17 protein-coding genes are annotated in these 21,347 nt (G+C 47.7%); 15 read left to right on the top strand and 2 right to left on the bottom strand.

Annotated features, from left to right (window positions below; genetic code table 11):
- Positions 1-172 precede the first annotated feature (172 nt).
- On the top strand, positions 173-718 hold the full coding sequence (locus ABIE48_RS15655; RefSeq protein ID WP_192713986.1) for a phosphotransferase enzyme family protein: 546 nt from the start codon (positions 173-175) through the stop codon (positions 716-718).
- 291 nt (positions 719-1,009) lie between these two features.
- Entirely contained in the window at positions 1,010-2,881 is a 1,872-nt protein-coding gene (locus tag ABIE48_RS15650; RefSeq protein ID WP_192713987.1) for a heparinase II/III domain-containing protein, read from the top strand.
- A gap of 216 nt (positions 2,882-3,097) precedes the next feature.
- On the opposite strand, the gene ABIE48_RS15645 is transcribed toward ABIE48_RS15650, so the two are convergent.
- Positions 3,098-4,078: an NAD-dependent epimerase/dehydratase family protein gene (locus tag ABIE48_RS15645; protein ID WP_192713988.1), complete on the bottom strand. Its 981-nt coding sequence runs from the start codon at positions 4,076-4,078 to the stop codon at positions 3,098-3,100.
- Positions 4,079-4,256: 178 nt separating this feature from the next.
- Positions 4,257-5,267: a type I glyceraldehyde-3-phosphate dehydrogenase gene (gene gap, locus ABIE48_RS15640; protein WP_145018922.1), complete on the bottom strand. Its 1,011-nt coding sequence runs from the start codon at positions 5,265-5,267 to the stop codon at positions 4,257-4,259.
- A 221-nt stretch (positions 5,268-5,488) separates the two neighbouring features.
- On the opposite strand from gap, the gene ABIE48_RS15635 reads away from it, so the two are divergent.
- The 13 genes from ABIE48_RS15635 (at position 5,489) to ABIE48_RS15575 (ending at position 21,099) form a co-directional block, all read left to right on the top strand.
- Positions 5,489-6,088 carry a TetR/AcrR family transcriptional regulator gene (locus tag ABIE48_RS15635; protein ID WP_145018925.1) on the top strand — a complete coding sequence of 200 codons (600 nt, stop codon included), beginning with the start codon at positions 5,489-5,491 and terminating at the stop codon, positions 6,086-6,088.
- A 379-nt stretch (positions 6,089-6,467) separates the two neighbouring features.
- Positions 6,468-7,832 (top strand): cytochrome ubiquinol oxidase subunit I, encoded by a 1,365-nt coding sequence (locus ABIE48_RS15630; RefSeq protein ID WP_145018927.1) that lies wholly within the window; start codon positions 6,468-6,470, stop codon positions 7,830-7,832.
- On the top strand, positions 7,829-8,845 hold the full coding sequence (locus ABIE48_RS15625; RefSeq protein ID WP_354519229.1) for a cytochrome d ubiquinol oxidase subunit II: 1,017 nt from the start codon (positions 7,829-7,831) through the stop codon (positions 8,843-8,845). Before ABIE48_RS15630 ends, ABIE48_RS15625 begins: the two co-directional genes overlap by 4 nt.
- 100 nt (positions 8,846-8,945) lie before the next feature.
- Positions 8,946-10,688, top strand: coding sequence for a thiol reductant ABC exporter subunit CydD (gene cydD, locus ABIE48_RS15620; protein ID WP_397341283.1), 1,743 nt, complete (start codon positions 8,946-8,948; stop codon positions 10,686-10,688).
- Positions 10,685-12,415: a thiol reductant ABC exporter subunit CydC gene (gene cydC / locus ABIE48_RS15615; RefSeq protein WP_192713990.1), complete on the top strand. Its 1,731-nt coding sequence runs from the start codon at positions 10,685-10,687 to the stop codon at positions 12,413-12,415. Before cydD ends, cydC begins: the two co-directional genes overlap by 4 nt.
- Positions 12,416-12,482: 67 nt before the next feature.
- Positions 12,483-13,217: a response regulator transcription factor gene (locus tag ABIE48_RS15610; protein WP_192713991.1), complete on the top strand. Its 735-nt coding sequence runs from the start codon at positions 12,483-12,485 to the stop codon at positions 13,215-13,217.
- 230 nt (positions 13,218-13,447) lie between these two features.
- On the top strand, positions 13,448-14,314 hold the full coding sequence (locus ABIE48_RS15605; RefSeq protein ID WP_192713992.1) for a GNAT family N-acetyltransferase: 867 nt from the start codon (positions 13,448-13,450) through the stop codon (positions 14,312-14,314).
- Between the two features lie 98 nt (positions 14,315-14,412).
- Positions 14,413-15,048: a TVP38/TMEM64 family protein gene (locus ABIE48_RS15600; RefSeq protein WP_192713993.1), complete on the top strand. Its 636-nt coding sequence runs from the start codon at positions 14,413-14,415 to the stop codon at positions 15,046-15,048.
- 261 nt (positions 15,049-15,309) lie between these two features.
- Positions 15,310-16,140: a helix-turn-helix transcriptional regulator gene (locus ABIE48_RS15595; RefSeq protein WP_260869303.1), complete on the top strand. Its 831-nt coding sequence runs from the start codon at positions 15,310-15,312 to the stop codon at positions 16,138-16,140.
- A 259-nt stretch (positions 16,141-16,399) separates the two neighbouring features.
- Positions 16,400-17,551 carry a Gfo/Idh/MocA family protein gene (locus ABIE48_RS15590; RefSeq protein ID WP_192715260.1) on the top strand — a complete coding sequence of 384 codons (1,152 nt, stop codon included), beginning with the start codon at positions 16,400-16,402 and terminating at the stop codon, positions 17,549-17,551.
- A gap of 200 nt (positions 17,552-17,751) precedes the next feature.
- Positions 17,752-18,921: a dihydrodipicolinate synthase family protein gene (locus ABIE48_RS15585; RefSeq protein WP_192713994.1), complete on the top strand. Its 1,170-nt coding sequence runs from the start codon at positions 17,752-17,754 to the stop codon at positions 18,919-18,921.
- Between the two features lie 38 nt (positions 18,922-18,959).
- Positions 18,960-19,781 carry a sugar phosphate isomerase/epimerase family protein gene (locus ABIE48_RS15580; RefSeq protein ID WP_145018956.1) on the top strand — a complete coding sequence of 274 codons (822 nt, stop codon included), beginning with the start codon at positions 18,960-18,962 and terminating at the stop codon, positions 19,779-19,781.
- Between the two features lie 76 nt (positions 19,782-19,857).
- On the top strand, positions 19,858-21,099 hold the full coding sequence (locus ABIE48_RS15575; RefSeq protein WP_192713995.1) for a Gfo/Idh/MocA family protein: 1,242 nt from the start codon (positions 19,858-19,860) through the stop codon (positions 21,097-21,099).
- The last annotated feature ends 248 nt before the right edge of the window (positions 21,100-21,347 follow it).

Here is a 21,347-nt window from a genome sequence, read left to right as displayed (position 1 = left end):
CGATAAGCTGATTGTTCATGTAGCGGATGACATTATAAAGATCCAATTCGAGCATTGGCAAAGACCAAAAATTTTCGAAGACACAAAACCATTTCTTCAATCGGTCCGTGGTCTAACGACGCTTATCCTCTCCAATATAGACACAAAGGATATTCTGAAGCAATAAGATACCATGATATGGGGCGAATTTCTGGGGAAAATCCACCATGCCACAAAGGGTTATGAATGGAGTAATCCGGCGTTTAAACGACAAGCCTGGGACCAAGAAGTTCAATTAAAGGCGGAGAAGTACCTGCGACCTGATGATGTAATGATTTCAATTCTAAAAGAAAGATTAACAAGACTTACTTCTCTGCCCAAGTCCAAAGATACATACGGTTTGATTCATAGTGACTTTAGTCAAAGTAATTTTTATCTGCATAATGGAGACATATATTTATTCGATTTCGATGATTGCGGTTATACGTATTTCATAAACGATATCGGTATTACATTGTGTTATGCACTTTTTTATCCCTATAAGGAATTTGAAAATAAAACGGAATATTATAGATTGTTTTTCCGCACTTTTATAAAAGGATATCTAAAGGAAAATACAATCCAAGAAGAAGAAATAGTACATTTACAAGATGCTATTAAACTTCGTTATGCATTGCAGTATATTTATTTTCATCAAGCAAACGATGTGTCAAATTTGGATGAAAAATCAATGGACTGATTAAGAGAGCTCCAACGAGTAGCCGCTTCTGATGAACCTATGCTGCCGATTGATTTTGTTCAAGAATTTAAAAGTATTTATAATAGTATTCATAATAGTATTCATTAACCTGGGAGCATTGTATTGTACCGGTTGCCGGGTAAAACTGCCAACACATCTGTAATTGATTTTGGAGTGGATGATAAATTCGTGAACGAAAGTTATGGGTAATGCAACGGTATAACAAGTATTCTTTATTGGGCTAATGTAAGAGGCTCTCATCATTGATATATTGGGGAGAGGTTGACGTTCATGTTGGCAGAACGATTTATTAATGACAATCTTGGAAAGTGTTTGCTTAACCGGAATAATTACCGACCGTTTCCTACAATCGAAGACCGAAATCAATGGAACCAGCTACCATTGAATCTTAGGTCTTTTTGGATCAATGAAGCCACAAGTAAGCTTCATTATGCATGGCCTACTATAACTGCCACTCAATATATGGATTATAGCAGAACGGGTAATCGGGTCGATTTTGACAATGCTTCGTGGAAAAGAAGAGAGGTGCTGGCTTCTTTAGTCATCGCCGAATGTTTTGAAAATCAGGGACGCTTTATGGATGATGTCATAAACGGTATATGGTGTATATGTGAAGAAACATTCTGGGGGATCCCTGGTCACGGTTATATGATGAAGAGGCAGGATCCACTTCCAGACATATCGGATCAGATCATTGAATTATTCTCTGCCGAGACGGCCGCGCTGCTTGCATGGACTTATTATCTGCTGAAAACCAAATTGGATGGAATAAGCATTATGGTAAGCGAGCGTATACAGCACGAGGTGAAAAGGAGGATTCTTGATCCTTATTTACAGCGGAATGATTTTTGGTGGATGGGTTTCAATCAGGAGAAGATGCTGAACAATTGGAATTCATGGTGTAATTCAAACTGCTTAGCGGCGTTTTTGCTGTTGGAAGACGACCCCAATCGACGAGAAGCAGCGGTGATCAAGGCGATGAGAAGCTTAGATATGTATCTACATAGACTCCCTTCAGACGGCGGTTGTGAGGAAGGTCCGAAGTATTGGATGTATGCCGGAGGAACGATTTTTGATAGTCTGGAACTGCTTCACGGCGTTTCCGGCGGTAAAATTGATGTATACCAAGAACCTCAAATTAGGCAAATAGGATGTTATATTTACAAAGCTTTTATCGATGACTCGTATTTTGTCAACTTCGCTGACAGCCAGGCACAAGTCCATATCCCCGCGGAACTTACATATCGATATGGACGCCGTATTGGAGATTCGAGGTTGTGTGAGCTTGGAGCAAGGGTCCAGAGAATGAAGCGGGAAGAAGGGACCCGCTTAGAGTTTTCATCCATGTTTCGCCTTTTGCCGGCTTTATTTAATTATACGGAAGTAGAGCAATATTCCGGAAAATCTCCTTATATTCGAGATGCATGGTTTGACAGCATTCAAATCATGGTGGCACGAGAGCAGGAGGGTTCGTCCAAAGGGCTATTCCTAGCTGCCAAGGGCGGGCATAACGGTGAAAGCCATAATCACAATGACATTGGACAATTCATTGTATATTGTAATGGCTCCCCGATGATAATTGATCCCGGATTATTGACCTATACATCTAAATCGTTTTTCTCGGAGCGGTATACCCTATGGGCGATGCAATCAGGATATCACAATCTCCCTATGGTAAATGGCGTTCAGCAACAGGACGGAAGACAATTTAGGGCCGATGAAGTCGAGTATAACCAGAATGATAAAGTTACATCGTTATCAATGAATCTCGCGGGAGCCTACCCCGAATTCGCCGGGATAAGAAGCTGGATACGATCAGTTAATTTCTATCGTGATTTGTCCCCGAATATTGAAATCAGTGACAATTTTCTTCTGAATCAAGTGACGGATGATATCACACAGATTCTAATAACGCCTCACCCTCCTCAAACCCAAGAAATTGGGAATATTATCCTTCAAGATAAAAATTACAATAGGGTAAAAATACAATATGACAGCGAAATGTATGCGTACTCAGTAGAGAAAATTTTACTCGAGGACGAAATCATGAGAGAGATATGGGGAGATACCTTGTATCGGATTAAGCTTACAGCCATTATACCCGCTGCTCAGGGTGAGTGTGTAATCAGGATAAGCAGATAGTGGCGTTATGCTAAAATGATGAGCAGGGAACGGAGACTTTAGTTAAACAATAGAGGAGCAGTCTCGCCGTCGGCGACTGCTCCATTTTTTACGCTAATAGGCTTTTTGATGATCCTGTAGTGCTCATCTTCGTCAGACGCTGCCTACCAAATTGGCCAAAAGAGCCAGTCCAGAGAACAACTTACTATCGATTGCCATCGTTTACCCACCAAAGCCCTATCGTCGAGCAGATGGTTCCTCATAGCTTTGCAAGCCAGCATCGCGCAAAGTTCTTCCGACATAGCCCAACTCTCGACGTGCAGCGGTATCGTTGACGGTGAACTCACGCCCAATCATGCGTATCATTGAGCGTGAGATCGGCGGATCGCCGTCTTTCCGCGTGACGGCCCAGATCGTGTCGAACAGCCGGCCAATGGCAGAGGCGATCCAGTAGGGGATCGAACGCAGCTTATCGATGGACAGGCCCTGCAAGTTCGCAAGCGAGGCGACGAACTCACGGAAAGTCTGCCCTTCCTGGTCTTTGATGAAGAAGGCATGGCCGCCTTCTCCGCGTTCAAGAGCGCATTGTATGGCTTCAATCACATTGTCCACATGGCAGGTTGAAAAAGGGTAATCGCCGCGGTCGATGAACGCGAACTGTCCAGACCCGACTGCTTCGGGAAGCGCTCGGCTAAACGGATCACCAGGCCCCCAGATAGCCGGTGGGCGAAGCGCGATTGTGCGAAAGCCGGGTTTGTTGGCTGCCAGAACCAATGAATCGGCCCGTGCCTTGCTCGCCAGGTAGGCGGAGAAGTGGTCCGGGAAAGTCGGCGCGCTTTCATCGGCGTCGCGGATGAGCGTACCGCCGTTATCCATGTTGATCCCCGCCGCGCTGATGTAGACGAATGTCTTCGCACAGGCGGACTCGGCTGCCTTCAGCAAGGCTGCGGTGCCATCAATGTTGGTACGGAAGAAGGGTTCGCGAGGCCCTGAAAAGCGGAAAAGGGCGGCAGCATGCACAACCGCATCGATCATCGGTAACACGATTGGCGTGCTGCTTTCGAGATCGGCATCGACCGGCGTCGCACCTATGGCCTTGAGTTTGGCGTGAGATGATACAGAGCGTGTGAGGGCGAATATCTGGTGACCATCCTCCAAGAGCTTCGGGATCAGCCGGCCGCCGAGCAAGCCGGTGCCTCCCGTGACGAGAATTTTCATTGTGATCATCCTTTCGGTTCGGAATTCAGGATAAACCGCATGGCGTCGCCGCGGATTGATGGTATAGCGTCAACCGACGCGCCTCCCGTCAAAACCAGACTAATGCCGAACAATCGGCATCATCGTATTGTGGAGTGCATCCTTCATAGAATTTTCCTTCTCTCCATCTTTTGATTATTTATCTAGCGATCTTAGCGAAGTGCTCCAGAGTACGAACCAATTGGGCTGTATAAGACATTTCGTTATCGTACCAAGCTACGGTTTTCACCAATTGCTGGTCACCGACTGTCAGAACTTTCGTCTGCGTGGCGTCGAAGAGCGAACCGAATGTGATGCCTTTAATATCGGAAGATACAATTTCGTCTTCCGTGTAGCCGAAAGTTTCTGGATCGGAAGCTTCTTTCATAGCAGCGTTAACTTGCTCAACCGTTACCTTGGTATTCAAAACGGCAACGAGTTCAGTCACGGAACCTGTTGGTACAGGTACACGTTGAGATGCCCCATCCAGTTTGCCCTTCAGTTCCGGAAGAACCAGGCCAATGGCTTTTGCGGCACCGGTGGAGTAGGGAACGATGTTCTCCGCTGAGGCGCGAGCAGCTCGGAAATCGTCTTTTGGATCCGGAGCGTCAAGCGTGTTTTGGTTACCCGTGTAAGCGTGAACGGTCGTCATCAGCCCGAATTGGATACCAAACTTGTCGTGCAGAGCTTTAGCCATAGGAGCCAGGCAATTTGTTGTGCAGGAAGCGCCGGAAATGACGGTTTCCGTTCCGTCCAGTGTGTCATGGTTCACGTTGTATACGATCGTTTTCATGTCGCCTGTAGCAGGGGCGGAAATGACGACTTTCTTTGCTCCGCCTTTCAGGTGAAGCTCGGCTTTTTCTTTTGTGGTGAAGAAGCCTGTACATTCGAGAACAATATCAACGCCAAGCTCACCCCAAGGAAGATCTTCAGGATTCCGCTTAGCCATAACCTTAACCTCTTTGCCGTTTACTTTGAAGGTTCCGTCATGGACTTCAATGTCACCGTGAAAAGTGCCTTGCGTCGTATCATATTTGAGCAGATGAGCTAACATTTTAGCGTTCGTAAGGTCGTTAATCGCTACAACCTCGACGCCTTCCACATCTTGAATTCGGCGAAAAGCGAGTCGTCCGATTCGTCCAAAACCGTTTATACCTACTTTTACAGTCACTGAAAAATCCCCCTATAAGTTTTATTTATTCCAACAAGCCAATGCCTGCAATGAAATAAAAATGACCCAGTGCTATTTCATTCTAGAATGGCTTGCTGTATAATGCGAAAAGAGACCGATCGGTATTTTTTATATTAGCATGATATTAGTGAATTGCAAGGACGAATTGGGTAATTCGTTTAAAACAAATGAAATAAAATACGGTTCATACGGAGGAGCTCATGAAAAAAGGGGACAGAACAAGGGAACACATTATTATGAAATCGGCTGAAATTTTTAACCAGAGAGGATATGCCGGTACATCGCTAAACGATATTATTGCCGACACAGGAATTAAGAAGGGGGGCATCTATCGACATTTTGCCAGTAAAGACGAGATAGCGCTTGAAGCCTACAATTATGCTGCCAGTATGGTCGCCAGTAAATTTTCTGAAGCGGTCGATCAAGAGCAGTCTGCGTCAGGAAAGTTGGTTGCTTTTTTTCGTGTCTATGAGAATGTCGTCAACGATCCCCCATTTATTGGCGGATGTCCCATGCAGAATACAGCTGTAGAAAGTGACGATACTCATTTGGAGCTTTGTGGTCAGGCAAGGCAAGGGATGCATACCTTCTTGGATATGATGAAAAGTATTATTCGTGACGGCATTCAAGCTGGGGAGTTTAGGGAGGATCTGGATGTGGATGCGCTAGCATCATTTGCATTTTCCTTGTTGGAAGGAGGGATTTTACTCAGCAAGTTGGATGGGGATAACAAGCACATGCTAATGAATACAAAAATCTTCTCATCCTATTTGCAGCAATGCTGCTTAAAGACCAGTTAATCTGGTGTACTGGCACATTGGAATGGAGCTGGGCAGCTGTCTTATGCAATAGCCCAAACGGGTGGTTTTTATATTTTTCACGGAGTTGTAAGAAAGAATTGATCTTTACTTGAACGTTTAGAGGAGAAGGTGTGACCACGATTGCAAGGCTAAACGTCGAATATATAATAAATTTTAAATATCAGGTTTTGTAATATTTCAACTGCATTTCTCACAAATTTGGGGAAATGCCAACTTACTATGTGAAAAAGTTCTCTTTTTATTCACGATGGAGCAGAGCATATGTTAGCCCCCAAAGGTCGTAAAGTTTTACGTCTAAACCTGATGATTTCATTTTTCATTTTGTGTACAGGAACAGCGTGGAAGGGAGGAAGTTAATATGGGAATCGATACGGTGCTATGGAGTAAACTCGTGACTGGAATGACACTAGGATTCCACGCTATTTTCGCGACACTTGGCGTAGGTATCCCATTAATGATTTCACTCGCCGAGTTTATCGGTATTCGTAAGAAAGATCTTCACTATATTCTAATGGCAAAGAGGTGGTCACGAGGGTTCGTTATCTCTGTTGCAGTAGGCGTAGTCACAGGAACAGCAATTTCGTTACAACTCTCCTTGGTATGGCCCAATTTCATGAAACTTGCGGGAAATGTTATTGCGCTTCCATTGTTTATGGAAGTGTTCGCCTTCTTTTTTGAAGCCATTTTCCTAGGGATTTATCTGTACACGTGGGAACGATTTAAAAACCCGATGATGCATTGGTTACTAACGATTCCTGTTGTCGTCGGTGCAGGGATGTCAGCAGTATTTATCACGACGGTAAACGGATTTATGAATCAACCCGGGGGATTTACGTTCGAAGGAGGACAATTCACAGCCGTTGACCCCGTTCAAGCAATGCTGAGTACGGCAACATTCTCCAAGGTGTTTCATGTATTAAGTTCGGCCTATTTAACAGGAGCTGCTCTGCTGGCAGGTGTTGCAGCATTTGCAATACTTCGAAAAGGGGTTTCAGCATACCACAAAAAAGCCTTAAAGCTGATGATGGCTGTCGTTTTAGTGTTTAGTTTAGTAAACACATTTGCCGGAGACGTATCCGCTAAATTTTTGGCCGAACATCAACCTGAAAAACTTGCGGCTGCCGAATGGCATTTTGAAACTAAAAGTGGCGCAGATTTGATATTTTTAGGGTGGCTTAATGCTGAGCATGAAATTATAGGAGCACTCCACCTTCCCAAATTTCTGAGTTTCTTGGCTTTTGGAGATTTCAATGCAGAAGTAACGGGTCTTAATGAGTTTCCTATCGACGAACAACCATCACTCGTGGTTCATTATTTTTTCGATTTAATGGCGACCATTGGATTTTTATTATTAGGCATTTCCTTTCTGTATTTCCTATTTGTGCTTTGGAAAAAGCGTAACGAACTCAACAAGTGGATGCTGCGAATGATTGCATTAGGAGCACCGCTTGCTTTTTTAGGAGTTGAACTGGGGTGGTTTTACGCAGAACTCGGCAGGCAACCTTGGATTATCCGAGGATATATGCGTGTAGAGGAAGCGGCTACGACATCCCCAAGCGTCAGGATCCTTTTTTTCTTTTTCCTTCTACTATACATAGTATTGGGAACCGTTAGTGTTCTTGTGCTTCGTCGCATGTTCAATAATAATCCGGCGGAAGTTGAGATGGAGACGTGGACGCAGCGTGCAAGTGACAAATCAACATTGAAGGGTGAGCACACATGATGAATTACGAATTGGTTGGAATTTCAGTGCTCTGGTTGTTTTTGTACGGATATATCATCATCGCTTCCATTGATTTTGGCGCAGGTTTCTTTGCCTTTTATGCTCGTTTAACCAAACAGGACCATGTAATCAATAAACTGATTTCTCGCTACTTATCGCCAGTTTGGGAAATCACGAATGTATTTTTCGTTTTTTTCTACATTGGTATCATCGGCTTTTTCCCGGAAACTTCCTATTATTATGGATCAGCCATGCTTGTCCCAGGAAGTCTTGCGGTCATTTTGCTCGCTATACGCGGTTCATTCTATGCATTTGAAAATTATGGCTCCAAAAATAATATGGTTTATCTGTTTCTGTATGGAGCAACCGGAGTGCTTATTCCTGCTTCCTTGTCAGTGGCGCTGACATTATCCGAAGGCGGATTTATCTTGAAACAAGGAGAGACGGCCTCGTTGGATTACTGGGCACTCTTGAGCAGTCCACTGTCTTGGAGCATCGTTGGACTGGCCATTGTATCTGTATTATTCATTAGCGCTGCTTTTCTGGCTTTTTACGCTTCGCGTGCTGAAGATCATGCTGCATTAAAATTGATGCGAACCTATGCGCTTTTTTGGAGCACGCCTACAATCGTTACCGCACTGACAGCATTTATTTTTTTGGGTCAGCACAATGACCGGCATTTCCAAAATATGATGGATTTATGGTGGCTACTCGCGTTCTCCATTGCATTTTTCATGATTGCCATGTGGTTATTATACCGAGGAGGCCGTTACGGGATGGCGTTTATATGCATCATGCTGCAATTCTTCAGTGCTTTTTTTGCTTACGGCATTGGGCAATATCCTTACATTCTTGATCCATACATCACCATTCAAAGAAGTGTCACCTCTTCGTCTATGGGATTCGCACTGGTTGTGGCGTTTATCGGTGGTATGTGTCTCTTAGTTCCTTCATTGATCTTGGTCTTCAGGCTTTTTCTGTTTGATGCGGATTATGTGAAAGGAAACAAATAGATTAGTACATTGTTTCTTACTGTAATATTCCCTCAACGCCACTTTCCGGAAGGAGGAGAGTTTTTACGTGAAGAGAAATAAAAACCTCATTGCGCAACACATGTCTGCACAACGAAAATATCTTGTTCTTCTTGGCATCATATCCATTGCACTTGGTACAGCCGTTGTTGGTCAGGCTGCATTGCTTGCAGAAGCTATTCAGCGCATCTTCGTGGAAAAAGCCTCTTTCTCATCCGTAGCTATGATCCTTGGCATGCTTTTGGCGATTATGGCTTTACGTACATTGTTATCATTTGTCAATGGGAGAATTGGTCTCCATATGGCTGCCACTGCAAAGACCAACATGCGTGAATCTGTTTTGCAAAACTTGACCCGTGTTTCCATGGGTTTAAGTCTTCAGGAACAGACGGGAGAGAGGGTCAGCGTAGCATTGGATGCAGTAGATGAGGTGGATAGTTATTTCAGTCAGTACATCCCGAAAATGGTGGAAGCGATGATAATTCCCATTTTAATCCTGATCGTTACATTTACTCAACATGCCAATTCAGGTTGGATCATGATGTTTACGGCTCCGTTTATTCCGATATTCATGATCCTGGTGGGGCTAAAGACGAAAAATAAATCTGAAGAAAAATACGCGCAGCTGGCCAACTTTTCCGGTACGTTTTTGGATTCCCTTCAAGGGTTGGTTACATTGAAAATATTCGGGCGAACTCAGCTTCAGCAACAGGAGATAGAGCGCAGTAGTCTCAACTATCGTGACACAACCATGGATATTTTGAAAATCGCATTCATGAATACGTTCATGTTGGAATCCATTGTGATGCTTAGTATCGGTATTGTCGCCCTTGAGTTGGCCATTCAGTTGGTTGTTTTCAAATCAATGGCGTTTCACACTGCTTTACTCGTTCTGTTACTCGTTCCAGAATTTTATAATCTCTTAAAAAATACAGGCACCGCTTTCCATAGCGGGCGGACAAGCATGGGAGCGATCCGTAAGGTTGAGAGTATGCTTGAGAAGAATAGGGTAGAAGCGCATGTAAGCGATGGTAACGATCGGATGCCAAATTTTCAATTGTCCCATGCAAAGCCACTTCCAGTACCCCCTTCGATAGAACTGAAAAATGTACGATTTCAGTATGCTCCTGATTCATTTGAATTCCACTCGGGAAGTGTGTTTCTTAAACCGGGGGACAACATTGCCATTGTTGGTAAGAGTGGAGCCGGTAAAACGACACTGCTTCATCTTATTGCCGGTTTGCTGAAACCGGATTCGGGGATCATTCTGGTTAATGGAAACCCTCTCTCTCATGATCATGAAGATGTATGGTTTAAACATGTTAGCTACATCACACAGCACCCTTACATTTTTGCTGGTACATTCGCAGAAAATATTGCGATCGGTGCAGGTAGGGACGTTTCTAGGGCAGAAATCGAGAAGGCGGCAGAGGAAGCCGGACTTACAGCGGTTGCAGCACAATTGGATAAGGGGTTTGATACATTCGTTGGCGAAGGCGGACGTGGACTATCTGGTGGCGAAAAGCAACGTCTTGCCCTGGCACGCGCATTTTTGAAGCGACCTGCCATCATATTGTTCGATGAGCCTACAGTAGGGCTCGATTTGCGCACCGAAAGCATACTGCAACGTTCCATTTCCACATTGTCGAAAACCTCTACCATGATTACTGTGGCACATCGTTTATATACGATTCAACACGCCACCAAAATTTTGTTTGTAGACCATGGATCGATCGTGGATTCAGGGTGTCACGAGGAACTTCTGAAGCGCTTGCCCCAATATGCTGAAATGGTCGCTGTTCAACAAAAAGGAGAATTAGCATGAGTGAGCTGGCTATGTTTTCGAAAGCGATGTTTCAAGAGCGGAAGGATATTATCTTTTCGATAATAGGAGGGTTTATTGCTGGAATAGCGGGTGTAGCTCTCTTTTCCGCAAGCGGGTATCTGATTTCTCAAACGGTATTTGCGCCACCGCTCTATACATTGATTATCCTTACATCTCTTGTGAAATTTCTTGGTTTTCTCCGGTCGGTGAGCCGTTATGGAGAACGATTGTATACCCACCGGGCGACGTTCTCCATCCTCAGCCGTTTGCGAACTTCCTTTTTTGCTAAGCTCATCCCTTTGACACCTGGAATACTGAATAAAAATCGAAGTGGGGACTTACTTGCACGGATCGTTGGAGATGTAGAAAGTTTACAACACTACTTTCTGCGCGTTGCATATCCGCCGCTTATTGTAATTATGGTGTTTTTGGCAACGGTGCTTTTTACAGCTTCCTATTCCTTCTGGATTGCTGGTTTGCTGGTATTGGGAATGTTGATGACTTCACTGGTCGTGCCTGGAATCGTTCTGTTGGGACAGCGAAAAATACATGAGCGTGTCCGCGAGCAGCGATCGAAACTGTCCACCGAAATCACAGAAACACTGTATGGATTTCGTGATTTAAAGATTTATGGGCAGTTGGCACAGCGTGAGGAGCAACTTCAGCGCTATTCAGCTTCATTGGCAGCTGAACAGCAACGAGCTGCTGTCCAATTGTTACTGGGACAATCCATGCATGTTTTTGTTACATTTTTTATTACTTGGGGTGTGCTGACGCTCAGTGCCTATTTGATTCTGGACGGAAGACTTGCTGGCGTATTTCTTGCCATGATGGTCATGGCCACGCAAACCGTTTTCGAAGAGGCAGCTGCTTTGGCTGTACTACCTGCATATAAGCAAGATAGCGAACATGCAGCCAATCGGCTGACGGAAACAATACCATCTCAAGCTACAACATTGCGATTGAGTAAGTCTGAGTCTTTGCCAACCGATTTACCTGTATCCATTGAAATAAGCAACGCTACTTTTCAATATGAGGGGGAGTGGAGGCCAGCACTAATGAATTTCTCACTACATCTTGCTGCAGGTTCTAAAACAGCGATTGTTGGGCCGAGCGGGTCAGGAAAATCTACGTTAATCGAGTTGTTGCTCAAACTGAGAACAACAACATCGGGGAATATACGCATAAACAAAGTCTTGATTAACGAATTGGATGAGGAAAACATCTGGGAATTGACAAATGTAGTGTTGCAACAAAGCCATTTTTTCAAAGGGACGCTTCGTGAAAATCTGTTGGAGAATGCAGATGAACATTCTGACGAGGAGCTAATGGAGATACTTGCTAAAGCCCAATTACCAAATGTTTCGCTAAACCAGGTGGTCTATGAGAACGGTGAAAACTTATCCGATGGAGAAAAACAGCGTCTTGCCTTAGCGCGAGCCATGCTACGCAAAGGGCAACTTTGGTTACTTGACGAACCAACGTCTTCTCTGGACTATGTAACCGAGCAACGCGTTCTAAAGCAATTGTACGAGCAAGCGAGCGGAGATACACTTCTTCTCATTTGTCATCGCCTCACCGGTCTAGAGAAGATGGATCAGATTGTCGTCATGGAGCAGGGCGAAATTGTGGAGATCGGCTCATTTACGGAATTGATGGAACAGAAGGGATACTTTTATAAATTGAAACAGATTGAACTACAGATGATTGGTGAATCTGGAGTTTAAACCGCTTGAGCTCCTGTAAGCTAATTGGTTGATTCGGTTCACTCAGGCCATAGGAGGGCGATTGAAAATGATGGCAAACCATAGAAGAGTTTTACTAGTTGATGACGAGACACGCATTCGCAACATTCTACGAATGTATTTGGAGTTCGAAGGATTCATAGTCGAAGAAGCACCGAATGGTACACAAGCCATCGAAAGATATTGTGAGAACCACGCAAATTATGATTTGATCGTGCTGGATTGGTTGCTGCCAGACATGAATGGGATTGAGGTTTGCAAGTGTATGAAACAGACGCAACCTGATATTCCGATTCTGTTGTTATCTGGGCGATCGGAAGAAAAGGACCGCATTGAAGGTTTTGAAGCGGGAGCAGACGATTACGTCATCAAGCCATTTAGCCCAAGGGAAATTGTGCTGCGTATCCAAAACATGATAACCCGTATATATTCTCCCGGTTCCTATGTTTCTGAAACCGATGAATTGCTAAATAACGCTTTCAAGATTGGTGAAATTGTGCTTTATCCTTCAGCACGTCGTGTTATGGTGAAACAAAATGAGGTCCATCTGACTCCGAAAGAATATGATCTGCTCTATTTCCTGATCACACATCAAGAACAAGTATATTCTCGTGAAGTATTGCATACTGAAGTTTGGAAGCCATCGCACAGAGTGATTTACGACCGGCGTACAGTAGATACCCACATTAAACGCCTGCGTGATAAGCTATTCTCCTATTACCCGGAAGGAAATGGATGGATTCGGACATTATGGGGACATGGGTATATGTTCAAAAAAAATTAATTTTTGGGAGATCAAAAATCCATTAAAATGTTTGCCGAAAAAGACAAGAACATGTATGGTTAACCGTGGTTGATAAGAGTTCTCATTTCAGATGTAGTTTTAGCATTTTATAATACGTGGCTAAGCAGGGTAGAAAGAAGAAGCGAGTGCGATAGGCTGATAGGGATTGGTGTAGTTTAACAGGCGGGGTTAAAGATCAGGAGTTGAGCAGATGAAAGGGTGATATTGCAATGCAATTCAAGTTGTATACGGATGTGCATGAGTTTTACAATGACACCTATGAAGTGCTAATGCGTCATGAAGCACAAAATTTGATTCCTCTTGGCAATATCATCATTGGGCATGAAGGAAAAGACAAAACAGACTGGCGTAACCCTGTAAATTGGCTTATGGCAACTATTACGGATGCTAAGGGTATACAACTTACCGCCATAATGACACCGCCACACAATATTACGCTTTATGCAACAGACAACATCATTAACCCAGATGCTATAAACTGTCTGATAGATGGGCTGAAAGACCGTGAAATTCCAGGTGTGATAACTGAAAAAAACTTGGCAGAATATTTTGCCAAAGAATATACCTTGCGCAGGGGAATAACCTTTAAAACAACCATGAGCCAACGTATATATGAACTTACGGCAGTAAACCCAGACATTCAAAAGGTTGGTATCGTTCGATTGCTAAATGAAAAGGATATTCACTTTTTCCCATACTGGGCTGAAGCATTTTATGCAGCGGGGAGTTATGGCAAAACAGAAATGTCCATCCCGCAAATTGCAGACCCTTACCTCTACCGAATAGCATCAAAAAAGCTCTATATTTTAGAGGACAATGGGATACCCGTTTCTATGGCAGGATATACAAGGGAAATGCAGACGGCTATTGGCGTGGCATTTGTATATACCCCTCCATATGAGCGCAGGAAGGGTTACGCTACTTCAATTGTGGCGCAAATAAGCCAACTTGCATTGGATAAAGGGTTTAATAAATGTGTCTTATATACGGACTTAGCAAATCCCACATCTAATAGCATCTATCAAAAGATAGGCTATATGCCAATTTGTGATTCGCTCCAGTTAAAATTTGAATAGTAGAATGATGCGGACAGAACTTCTGCTACCTTAGAAAATAAGAGCATAATATAGAGTTATAATGAAATCACTTGGAGTTATAGGGGGAAACACATACTATGTTAGGCGCTGAGATCAGCATAATGGAGTATTTTACGGAGCAAAACATCGAACTCCTTTTGGAGCGTTTCCGCTCGCTGGGGCCACTGCCCGGCATTCTGCTAACTTTTCTAAAGTCTTTCGTTCCGCCACTGCCTACGATCATGATTGTCGGCGCCAATGCCGCCATCTATGGATTGTGGCTGGGTTTTTTATATTCATGGATCGGCCTTGTAACGGGCAGTTTTCTTACGTTTTGGCTTTTTCGCAAAGCGTCGGATACACCGTTTATTCAACGCTGGGCGGTCAAGCCCAAATTACGGATGGCCATGGTATGGGCGCAGAGGAACGGGTTTAGCTTCGTTTTTCTCTTAAGCATGCTCCCGATAGGACCGTTCGTAGTCATAAACATGGCCGCGGGATTAACGCGAATGTCGTCGGTTTCCTTTGCGGCAGCCGTAACTCTAGGCAAAGGTGTCATGGTATTCTGCGTTTCCTATATCGGAATGCATCTGTCCGATTTTATTGCCCAGCCCGTCAAGTTAATCGGTGTGGCGTTGTTTATTGCGGCTTCCATATGGTTGAACCGGAGGCTGCAGGCCTATTTTACGTCCTCGGCAGCTGTGGCATCCGAGCCCTCGAAAACTATGGAATAAAACGGGGAGAGAACTGGAGTTAGATTATAAATATTAGAACAATGAAGGGGTATGTTGCCAGATTGATTTGGTCATGTAGACGACAAGAATATACACGCTTATTAGCCGCGTAGCTGCGGCTATTTTTGTTCAAACGATAAATGTTCATGTCAGCTTCACTTATTCTAAAATGTTGTATAGAAGCCGCCGATCGCGCTAAAATGGCTTTAAATGAAACGCTTTAAATGTAACGCTCAAAAAAACGGGGGCTTCGCCGTGACGATGAAATGGATCGACTTGTCCAGGAATGCGATAGACTTATACGAGCAGAAACATAGGGGCGGGCATCTCGTGTCCGAGCACTATCATCAGACGCACCAGCTGCTATTTGTGCTGGAAGGGGAAGGCACTATCCGGCTAGGGGGTGAAGTACGGAAGCTTGCGGTCGACGATACGGCGCTGATCGTTCCGTATTCCGTCCACTCAGTCATGTCCGACTTCAGGCTGACCTTGTTAGTGTTGGCGTTTGACGAGGCAGTGCTCGATCCGGATATGAGGGCGCAGCTGCTCCACGCCTACTTTCCGGCCTCCTGCCTGATGAAGCCGGGATTGTTTGCTGCGAGTGAACTGCGTCAGCTGCTGAGGAAAATGCTGTTCGAGCAGTCCAGGGAGCTGTCGCCGCTCGTACGGCTTTCGCTCAAAGTCCAGCTGTCCCAGCTGCTGCTCTTGCTGGTTCGATCGGCCGGAACGGAGGCCGCCGGAGCGGGCTCCAGCTCCAACAAGCTGCGCGCCGAGAAAATTCGCAGCTATATCGATTCGAAGTATTTTGATCCGCTGACCGCGGGGGACATCGCCTCCAAGCTGGACATCAGCACGAGGCATGTGAACAACATCTTCAAGGAACGGTACAACATGACACCGATGCAATATTTGACCGAGGTACGCATCCGCGTCGCCCAGAAGTTGCTGGTGGAAACGGGTAAGGACATTATATCGATCTGCTTCGAGGTCGGCTACGATTCCGTGTCTACGTTTTACCGGTCGTTCAAAGCGGTCGCCAAGCTGTCGCCAAAAACGTACCGGGAACTGAACGCGCCCGAGCAAGCTGAGTAGGCAGGGATCCTTCCGTCAAACGGACAGCGAGCGCACAATAGTGGTATCAAACGAACAAGATAACGATCAAAGGACGACCAGCCGATTGATTGAAACATATTTTCCCCTTCATCCCCCATCGGATAAGCGCCGGCGGGGGGTTTTGTTTTTTGCTCGAATAATTCGCTTCCAAAATTGAGAATCGTGTTCCCGTAATCGTAAGAAAAGCGGTTTCGCATCGACTACAATACGGTTATACGAAGCGAAGGGAGCGATGAATGTGGCAGTTCGCAACATCGGCATTATTATGAACGGCGTTACCGGACGGATGGGAACCAACCAGCATTTGGTCCGTTCAATTCTTGCGATTCGCAAGCAAGGGGGCGTCGCGTTACCGGACGGAGACGTCATCATGCCCGACCCGATTCTGGTCGGACGGCAGGAGAGCAAGCTGCAGGCGCTGGCCGCCGCCCACGGCGTCGAACGTTGGAGTACCAATCTTGAAGCATGCCTCGCCGATCCGTACTATGAAATCTATTTCGACAGCCAGACGACGGTGCGCCGCGCCGAAAGCATCAAGCAGGCGATCGCCACGGGAAAGCATATTTATTGCGAGAAGCCGACGGCCGTCGATTTTGAAGGGGCGCTTGAACTGGCCCGCATCGCCGCTGAGGCCGGGGTGAGAAACGGCGTCGTGCAAGACAAGCTGTTTTTGCCGGGATTGCTCAAGCTGAAACGCTTAAACGACTCTGGCTTCTTCGGGCGTATCCTGTCCGTGCGGATGGAGTTCGGCTATTGGGTGTTCGAGGGCGACTGGCAGCAGGGTCAGCGTCCATCGTGGAACTACCGCAAGGAAGACGGCGGCGGCATTATCGTCGACATGTTTGCACACTGGCGCTATGTTCTCGAGAACTTGTTTGGGGAAGTGAAGGCTGTTTCCTGTCTTGCCGCTACACATATTCCGAAACGTCTGGATGAGCAGGGCGTTCCGTACGAATGCACGGCGGACGATGCGGCGTACGCCATGTTTGAGCTGGAAGGCGGCATTATCGTGCAGGCCAACTCGTCCTGGGCGGTGCGCGTAGACCGCGACGATCTGCTCACGGTTACGGTCGACGGCACCGAAGGCAGCGCTGTGGCGGGTTTGCGGGACTGCAAGACGCAGCATCGGGTCAATACGCCGAAGCCGGTATGGAATCCGGATATTCCGAACCCGTTCCAGTTCCGTGACCTATGGGTGGAGGTGCCGGACAACGCGTCATACGACAACGCGTTCAAGGTGCAATGGGAACTCTTCTTGAAGCATGTCGTCATCGGCACGCCGTTTCCGTGGGATTTGCTCGAAGGCGCGAAGGGCACCCAGCTTGCGGATCTCAGCTTGCAGTCGTGGCAGGAACGCCGCTGGATCGACGTGCCGAAGCTGAGCCTGTAAAAATAAATACTAAAAAAATCGGGTTTTCAGCACCGAGAAGGTTGGATGAAGCTAGGGACTGAGCAACGCAGCGTAGGTGAGCCTACGTGAGTAGCGGAAGGCCCGGCTGAATTCAAGATTCGACGTCGAGTAAGCTTCATAGCTATACTTCGTGATCAAAAGCCGATTTTTTTAATTACCTCTTAAGGAGAGGAATACAGATGGCCAAATCGTTGCTCCTCCCCCGCGCAGGGGGAGCGTTGTATGAATATACTCCGGGCAATGCAGGCTCGTTCTCCGTGCCGGCCAAGCCGTTTACGGGCCGCATCGCCTTCTCGGCCGCCCATGTCGTCTGCGATCCGTTTGCGGACGCAGATCCGCTGCATCATTCGCAGATTGATTGGAACTCGACGCTCGCCTACCGGCACCATTTGTGGTCGCTCGGTCTGGCCGTAGCGGAAGCGATGGATACCGCGCAGCGCGGCATGGGCCTCGACTGGAACCGCTCGAAGGAGCTTATCCGCGCTTCGATCGCGGAAGCGCGCTCGGTCGGTGGCAAAATCGCCTGCGGCGCGGGAACCGACCATCTGTTTCCGGGACCGTGGGTCACGATCGCCGACGTGGAGGCCGCCTATGAAGAGCAAGTCGGCTTTATCGAAGGCGAGGGCGGTCAAGTCATTCTGATGGCGAGCCGCGCGCTTGCCGCCTGCGCGAAAGGGCCCGAGGATTACGAGCGGGTGTATGGGCGCATTTTGGGGCAGGTGAAACAGCCGGTCATTCTGCATTGGCTCGGCGACATGTTCGATCCCGCTCTGGCCGGCTATTGGGGATGCAAGAACGATCTGGACGAGGCGATGGACGTTTGTTTGCGCGTCATTCGGGCAAATGCGGATAAGGTCGATGGGATTAAAATCTCGCTGCTCGATGCTGGCAAAGAAATCAAGATGCGCCGGCTGCTGCCTGAAGGCGTCAAGATGTACACCGGCGACGACTTCAACTACCCGGAACTGATCAAGGGTGATGAGCAGGGCTACAGCCATGCGCTGCTCGGCATATTCGACGCGATCGCGCCGGCCGCCGCCCAGGCGCTTCATGCGCTAGACGCAGGCGATCTGGTCAGTTATGAGGCGATTATGGAGCCTACCGTTGCCTTGTCGCGTCATATTTTCCAGAAGCCGACATACGCCTACAAGACGGGAATTGTGTTCATGGCCTACTTGAACGGCCACCAACCGCATTTCCGCATGATCGGGGGAGCGGAGGGATCACGCTCGATCGTCCATTTGGCCCAGCTGTTCGTGCTTGCCGACAGGGCCGGGCTATTGGCCGATCCGGAGCTTGCCGCCGAACGGATGAAGCCTGTCTTGGCGCTGGCGGGTATTCGGCCGTAATCATTTATAGAGATGTTTGAAATCAAGGAGGGATCAGTATGGAACCGCTTCGTTCCATAGACAGACTCAGCTTGAACCAGATTACGACCGATCGGCTGAATATGCGTGAGGCCGTAGAAGCATGCGTTCGAGCCGAAGTGCCTTGGATCGCGCTGTGGCGGCATAAAGTGGCTGAGACCGGCCTGGCCGAGAGCAAGCGGCTTGTGCGGGACGCGGGCCTGCGCGTCTCCAGCCTGTGCCGTGGGGGTTATTTTCCGGCGGCCACCGCGCCTGCGCGCAAAGAGCGGATGGACGACAATCGCCGCGCTGTCGAGGAAGCGGCCGAGCTCGGCACCGATGTGCTCGTGCTCGTTTGCGGACCGGCGCCAGACCGGGATATCGATTTCGCCCGCAAGACGGTCGAAGAAGCGATCGCGGAACTTGTGCCGTTCGCCCGCTCGCACGGAGTCAAGCTCGGCATCGAGCCTTTGCACCCGATGTACGCCGCTGAACGCTCCGTCATCAATACGCTGGCGCAAGCCAACACGCTCGCGGAGCAGCACGACCCGCAAGACGTCGGCGTCGTCGTCGATGCGTTCCACGTCTGGTGGGACCCCGAGCTATACGCGCAAATTGAGCGGGCCAGGGGGCGTATACTCGGCTTCCACGTCTCCGATTGGATCGTGCCGGTACCCGACCTGCTGATGGGCAGAGGGATGATTGGGGACGGCTTTATCGAGTTGCGCCGGATGCGTCATGCCGTTGAAGCGTCCGGTTACGTGGGGGCGATCGAGGTGGAAATCTTCAACCGGCAGGTATGGGATATGCCGGGAGATGAGGCGCTCACGCTCATCAAGGAACGTTATTTGCAGCATGTATGAATTATAAATTTGCAGCTTTGGCGGGCCGGGAGAATCGTTCCCGGCTCGTCAAGGCATAGCTTTGGAGGGAAGGAACGTGAAGATTTGTCGCACCGCGCTGATCGGGATCGGGGGATTCGGCGCTGAACATGTGAAAGTCATGCAGAAGCTGGTCGAAGAGGGTAGCCTGCAGGTTGCTGCTTTTGCGGAGCCGAATGTCGGCGCTCATCGGGAGTCTTACGACAAGCTGACCGCGCTTGGGGCCGTCCATTATATGGATTACGTGCAGATGCTCACGCAGCATCCAGATATCGATTTCGTCGTAATCGTCACGCCGATCTCCTCCCACAAGCCGATGTGCATCCAGGTGATGCGGATGGGCTTTCACGTGCTGGTGGAGAAGCCCCCGGCGGTAACGATCCAGGACTTGGACGAGATGGTCGCGGTGCAGCTGGAGACCGGGCGCTTGTGCCAGGTGAACTTCCAGAATACGTCGGGCCAGGCGTTCCGAACGCTGCTGGAAAGGATCGGCTCCGGTGTGCTCGGGCAGGTGGAGCAAGTGGTCGGCATTGGCATGTGGAAACGGCTTCGCTCTTACTACGATCGAACCCGCTGGGCTGGCAAACTGGTCAGCGACGGCCAGTATGTGCTGGACGGGACGTTCAACAATCCGTTCGCCCACTTGCTGCACCATAGCTTGCTGGCGGCCGGAGGAGACGCCGCAGACTTGTACCCGGAATCGGTGCAGGCCGAGCTTTACCACGTCAATGACATCGAGGGGGACGATGTCTCCTGTATTCGCGCCGTTATGGCTAACGGTGTGATCGTTCATTTTTACGCCATGCTTTGTCATGAAGTCAGCGAAGTGCCTTCGATTGCCGTGTACGGAACGCGAGGGGAAGCGCATTGGAATTACCAGAACAAGCTGACAATTCGCGCACAGGACGCCGAAGAGGATTTGGCGTTTGGTCCGACCGATTTGATGTGCAGCATGTATCTGAACCTAATGGAAGCGATTGAAACCCCAGGGAAACCACTCTTCTCGCCGCTCAAGGCAAGCCGAAGCTTCGTGCTGGTATCCAACGGCGCCTATGAGTCGGCTCGCGCCGTTCGTGCCATTCCCGGCCGATTCGTGACCGAGCGGGAGGATGGAGATTCCACGTTGCGCTTGCTGCCCAGCTTGTCCGAAAAGATGAGAGACGCGGCAGCGAAGCGGCAACTGTACAGTGAATATCCGCTTCCTTGGGCGACGCCGACCCGGCTGTTCCGGATGGAGGGCTACAGCCGATTCGAGCTGCCTGCCAATATGCACACAAATAACGGTAGACCGACCAATTAGAGGCGTTCCTTCAGGGCTCTTCTTTTTACAATGTCGAGGTTTAATCTAAAGATAAACCATAAATCAATATTTTTCCGAGGCAACCCCACTTTCCACTGTTTTTTGGATTCCAAAACAGTTAAAGATGGGGTTTCTTGTTGCAAGGGGAAGCCGACCATGTTACATGTATTAAAAATTCATTTTATATATTTTTGTAGGCATGCTACCTATTTAATGAATCAGGACCAAATGGTCTCTGGTTCTTTATT

The organism is Paenibacillus sp. OAE614, from assembly GCF_040546645.1.
In the GTDB taxonomy this organism is placed as follows: Bacteria; Bacillota; Bacilli; order Paenibacillales; family Paenibacillaceae; genus Paenibacillus_AQ; species Paenibacillus_AQ favisporus.
The sequence above is the reverse complement of the archived record's forward strand: the minus strand, read 5'-3'. Positions and strand labels throughout refer to the sequence as shown.

Bases quoted from the DNA above. Each gene is read 5' to 3' on its own strand.
- ABIE48_RS15595 (WP_260869303.1), top strand. From the start codon at position 15,310: ATGAAATGGATCGACTTGTCCAGGAATGCGATAGACTTATACGAGCAG.
- ABIE48_RS15605 (WP_192713992.1), top strand. From the start codon at position 13,448: ATGCAATTCAAGTTGTATACGGATGTGCATGAGTTTTACAATGACACC.
- ABIE48_RS15610 (WP_192713991.1), top strand. From the start codon at position 12,483: ATGATGGCAAACCATAGAAGAGTTTTACTAGTTGATGACGAGACACGC.
- ABIE48_RS15585 (WP_192713994.1), top strand. From the start codon at position 17,752: ATGGCCAAATCGTTGCTCCTCCCCCGCGCAGGGGGAGCGTTGTATGAA.
- ABIE48_RS15580 (WP_145018956.1), top strand. From the start codon at position 18,960: ATGGAACCGCTTCGTTCCATAGACAGACTCAGCTTGAACCAGATTACG.
- ABIE48_RS15600 (WP_192713993.1), top strand. From the start codon at position 14,413: ATGTTAGGCGCTGAGATCAGCATAATGGAGTATTTTACGGAGCAAAAC.
- ABIE48_RS15635 (WP_145018925.1), top strand. From the start codon at position 5,489: ATGAAAAAAGGGGACAGAACAAGGGAACACATTATTATGAAATCGGCT.
- ABIE48_RS15625 (WP_354519229.1), top strand. From the start codon at position 7,829: ATGATGAATTACGAATTGGTTGGAATTTCAGTGCTCTGGTTGTTTTTG.
- cydC (WP_192713990.1), top strand. From the start codon at position 10,685: ATGAGTGAGCTGGCTATGTTTTCGAAAGCGATGTTTCAAGAGCGGAAG.
- ABIE48_RS15650 (WP_192713987.1), top strand. From the start codon at position 1,010: ATGTTGGCAGAACGATTTATTAATGACAATCTTGGAAAGTGTTTGCTT.
- cydD (WP_397341283.1), top strand. From the start codon at position 8,946: ATGTCTGCACAACGAAAATATCTTGTTCTTCTTGGCATCATATCCATT.
- ABIE48_RS15645 (WP_192713988.1), bottom strand. From the start codon at position 4,078: ATGAAAATTCTCGTCACGGGAGGCACCGGCTTGCTCGGCGGCCGGCTG.
- ABIE48_RS15630 (WP_145018927.1), top strand. From the start codon at position 6,468: ATGGGAATCGATACGGTGCTATGGAGTAAACTCGTGACTGGAATGACA.
- ABIE48_RS15655 (WP_192713986.1), top strand. From the start codon at position 173: ATGATATGGGGCGAATTTCTGGGGAAAATCCACCATGCCACAAAGGGT.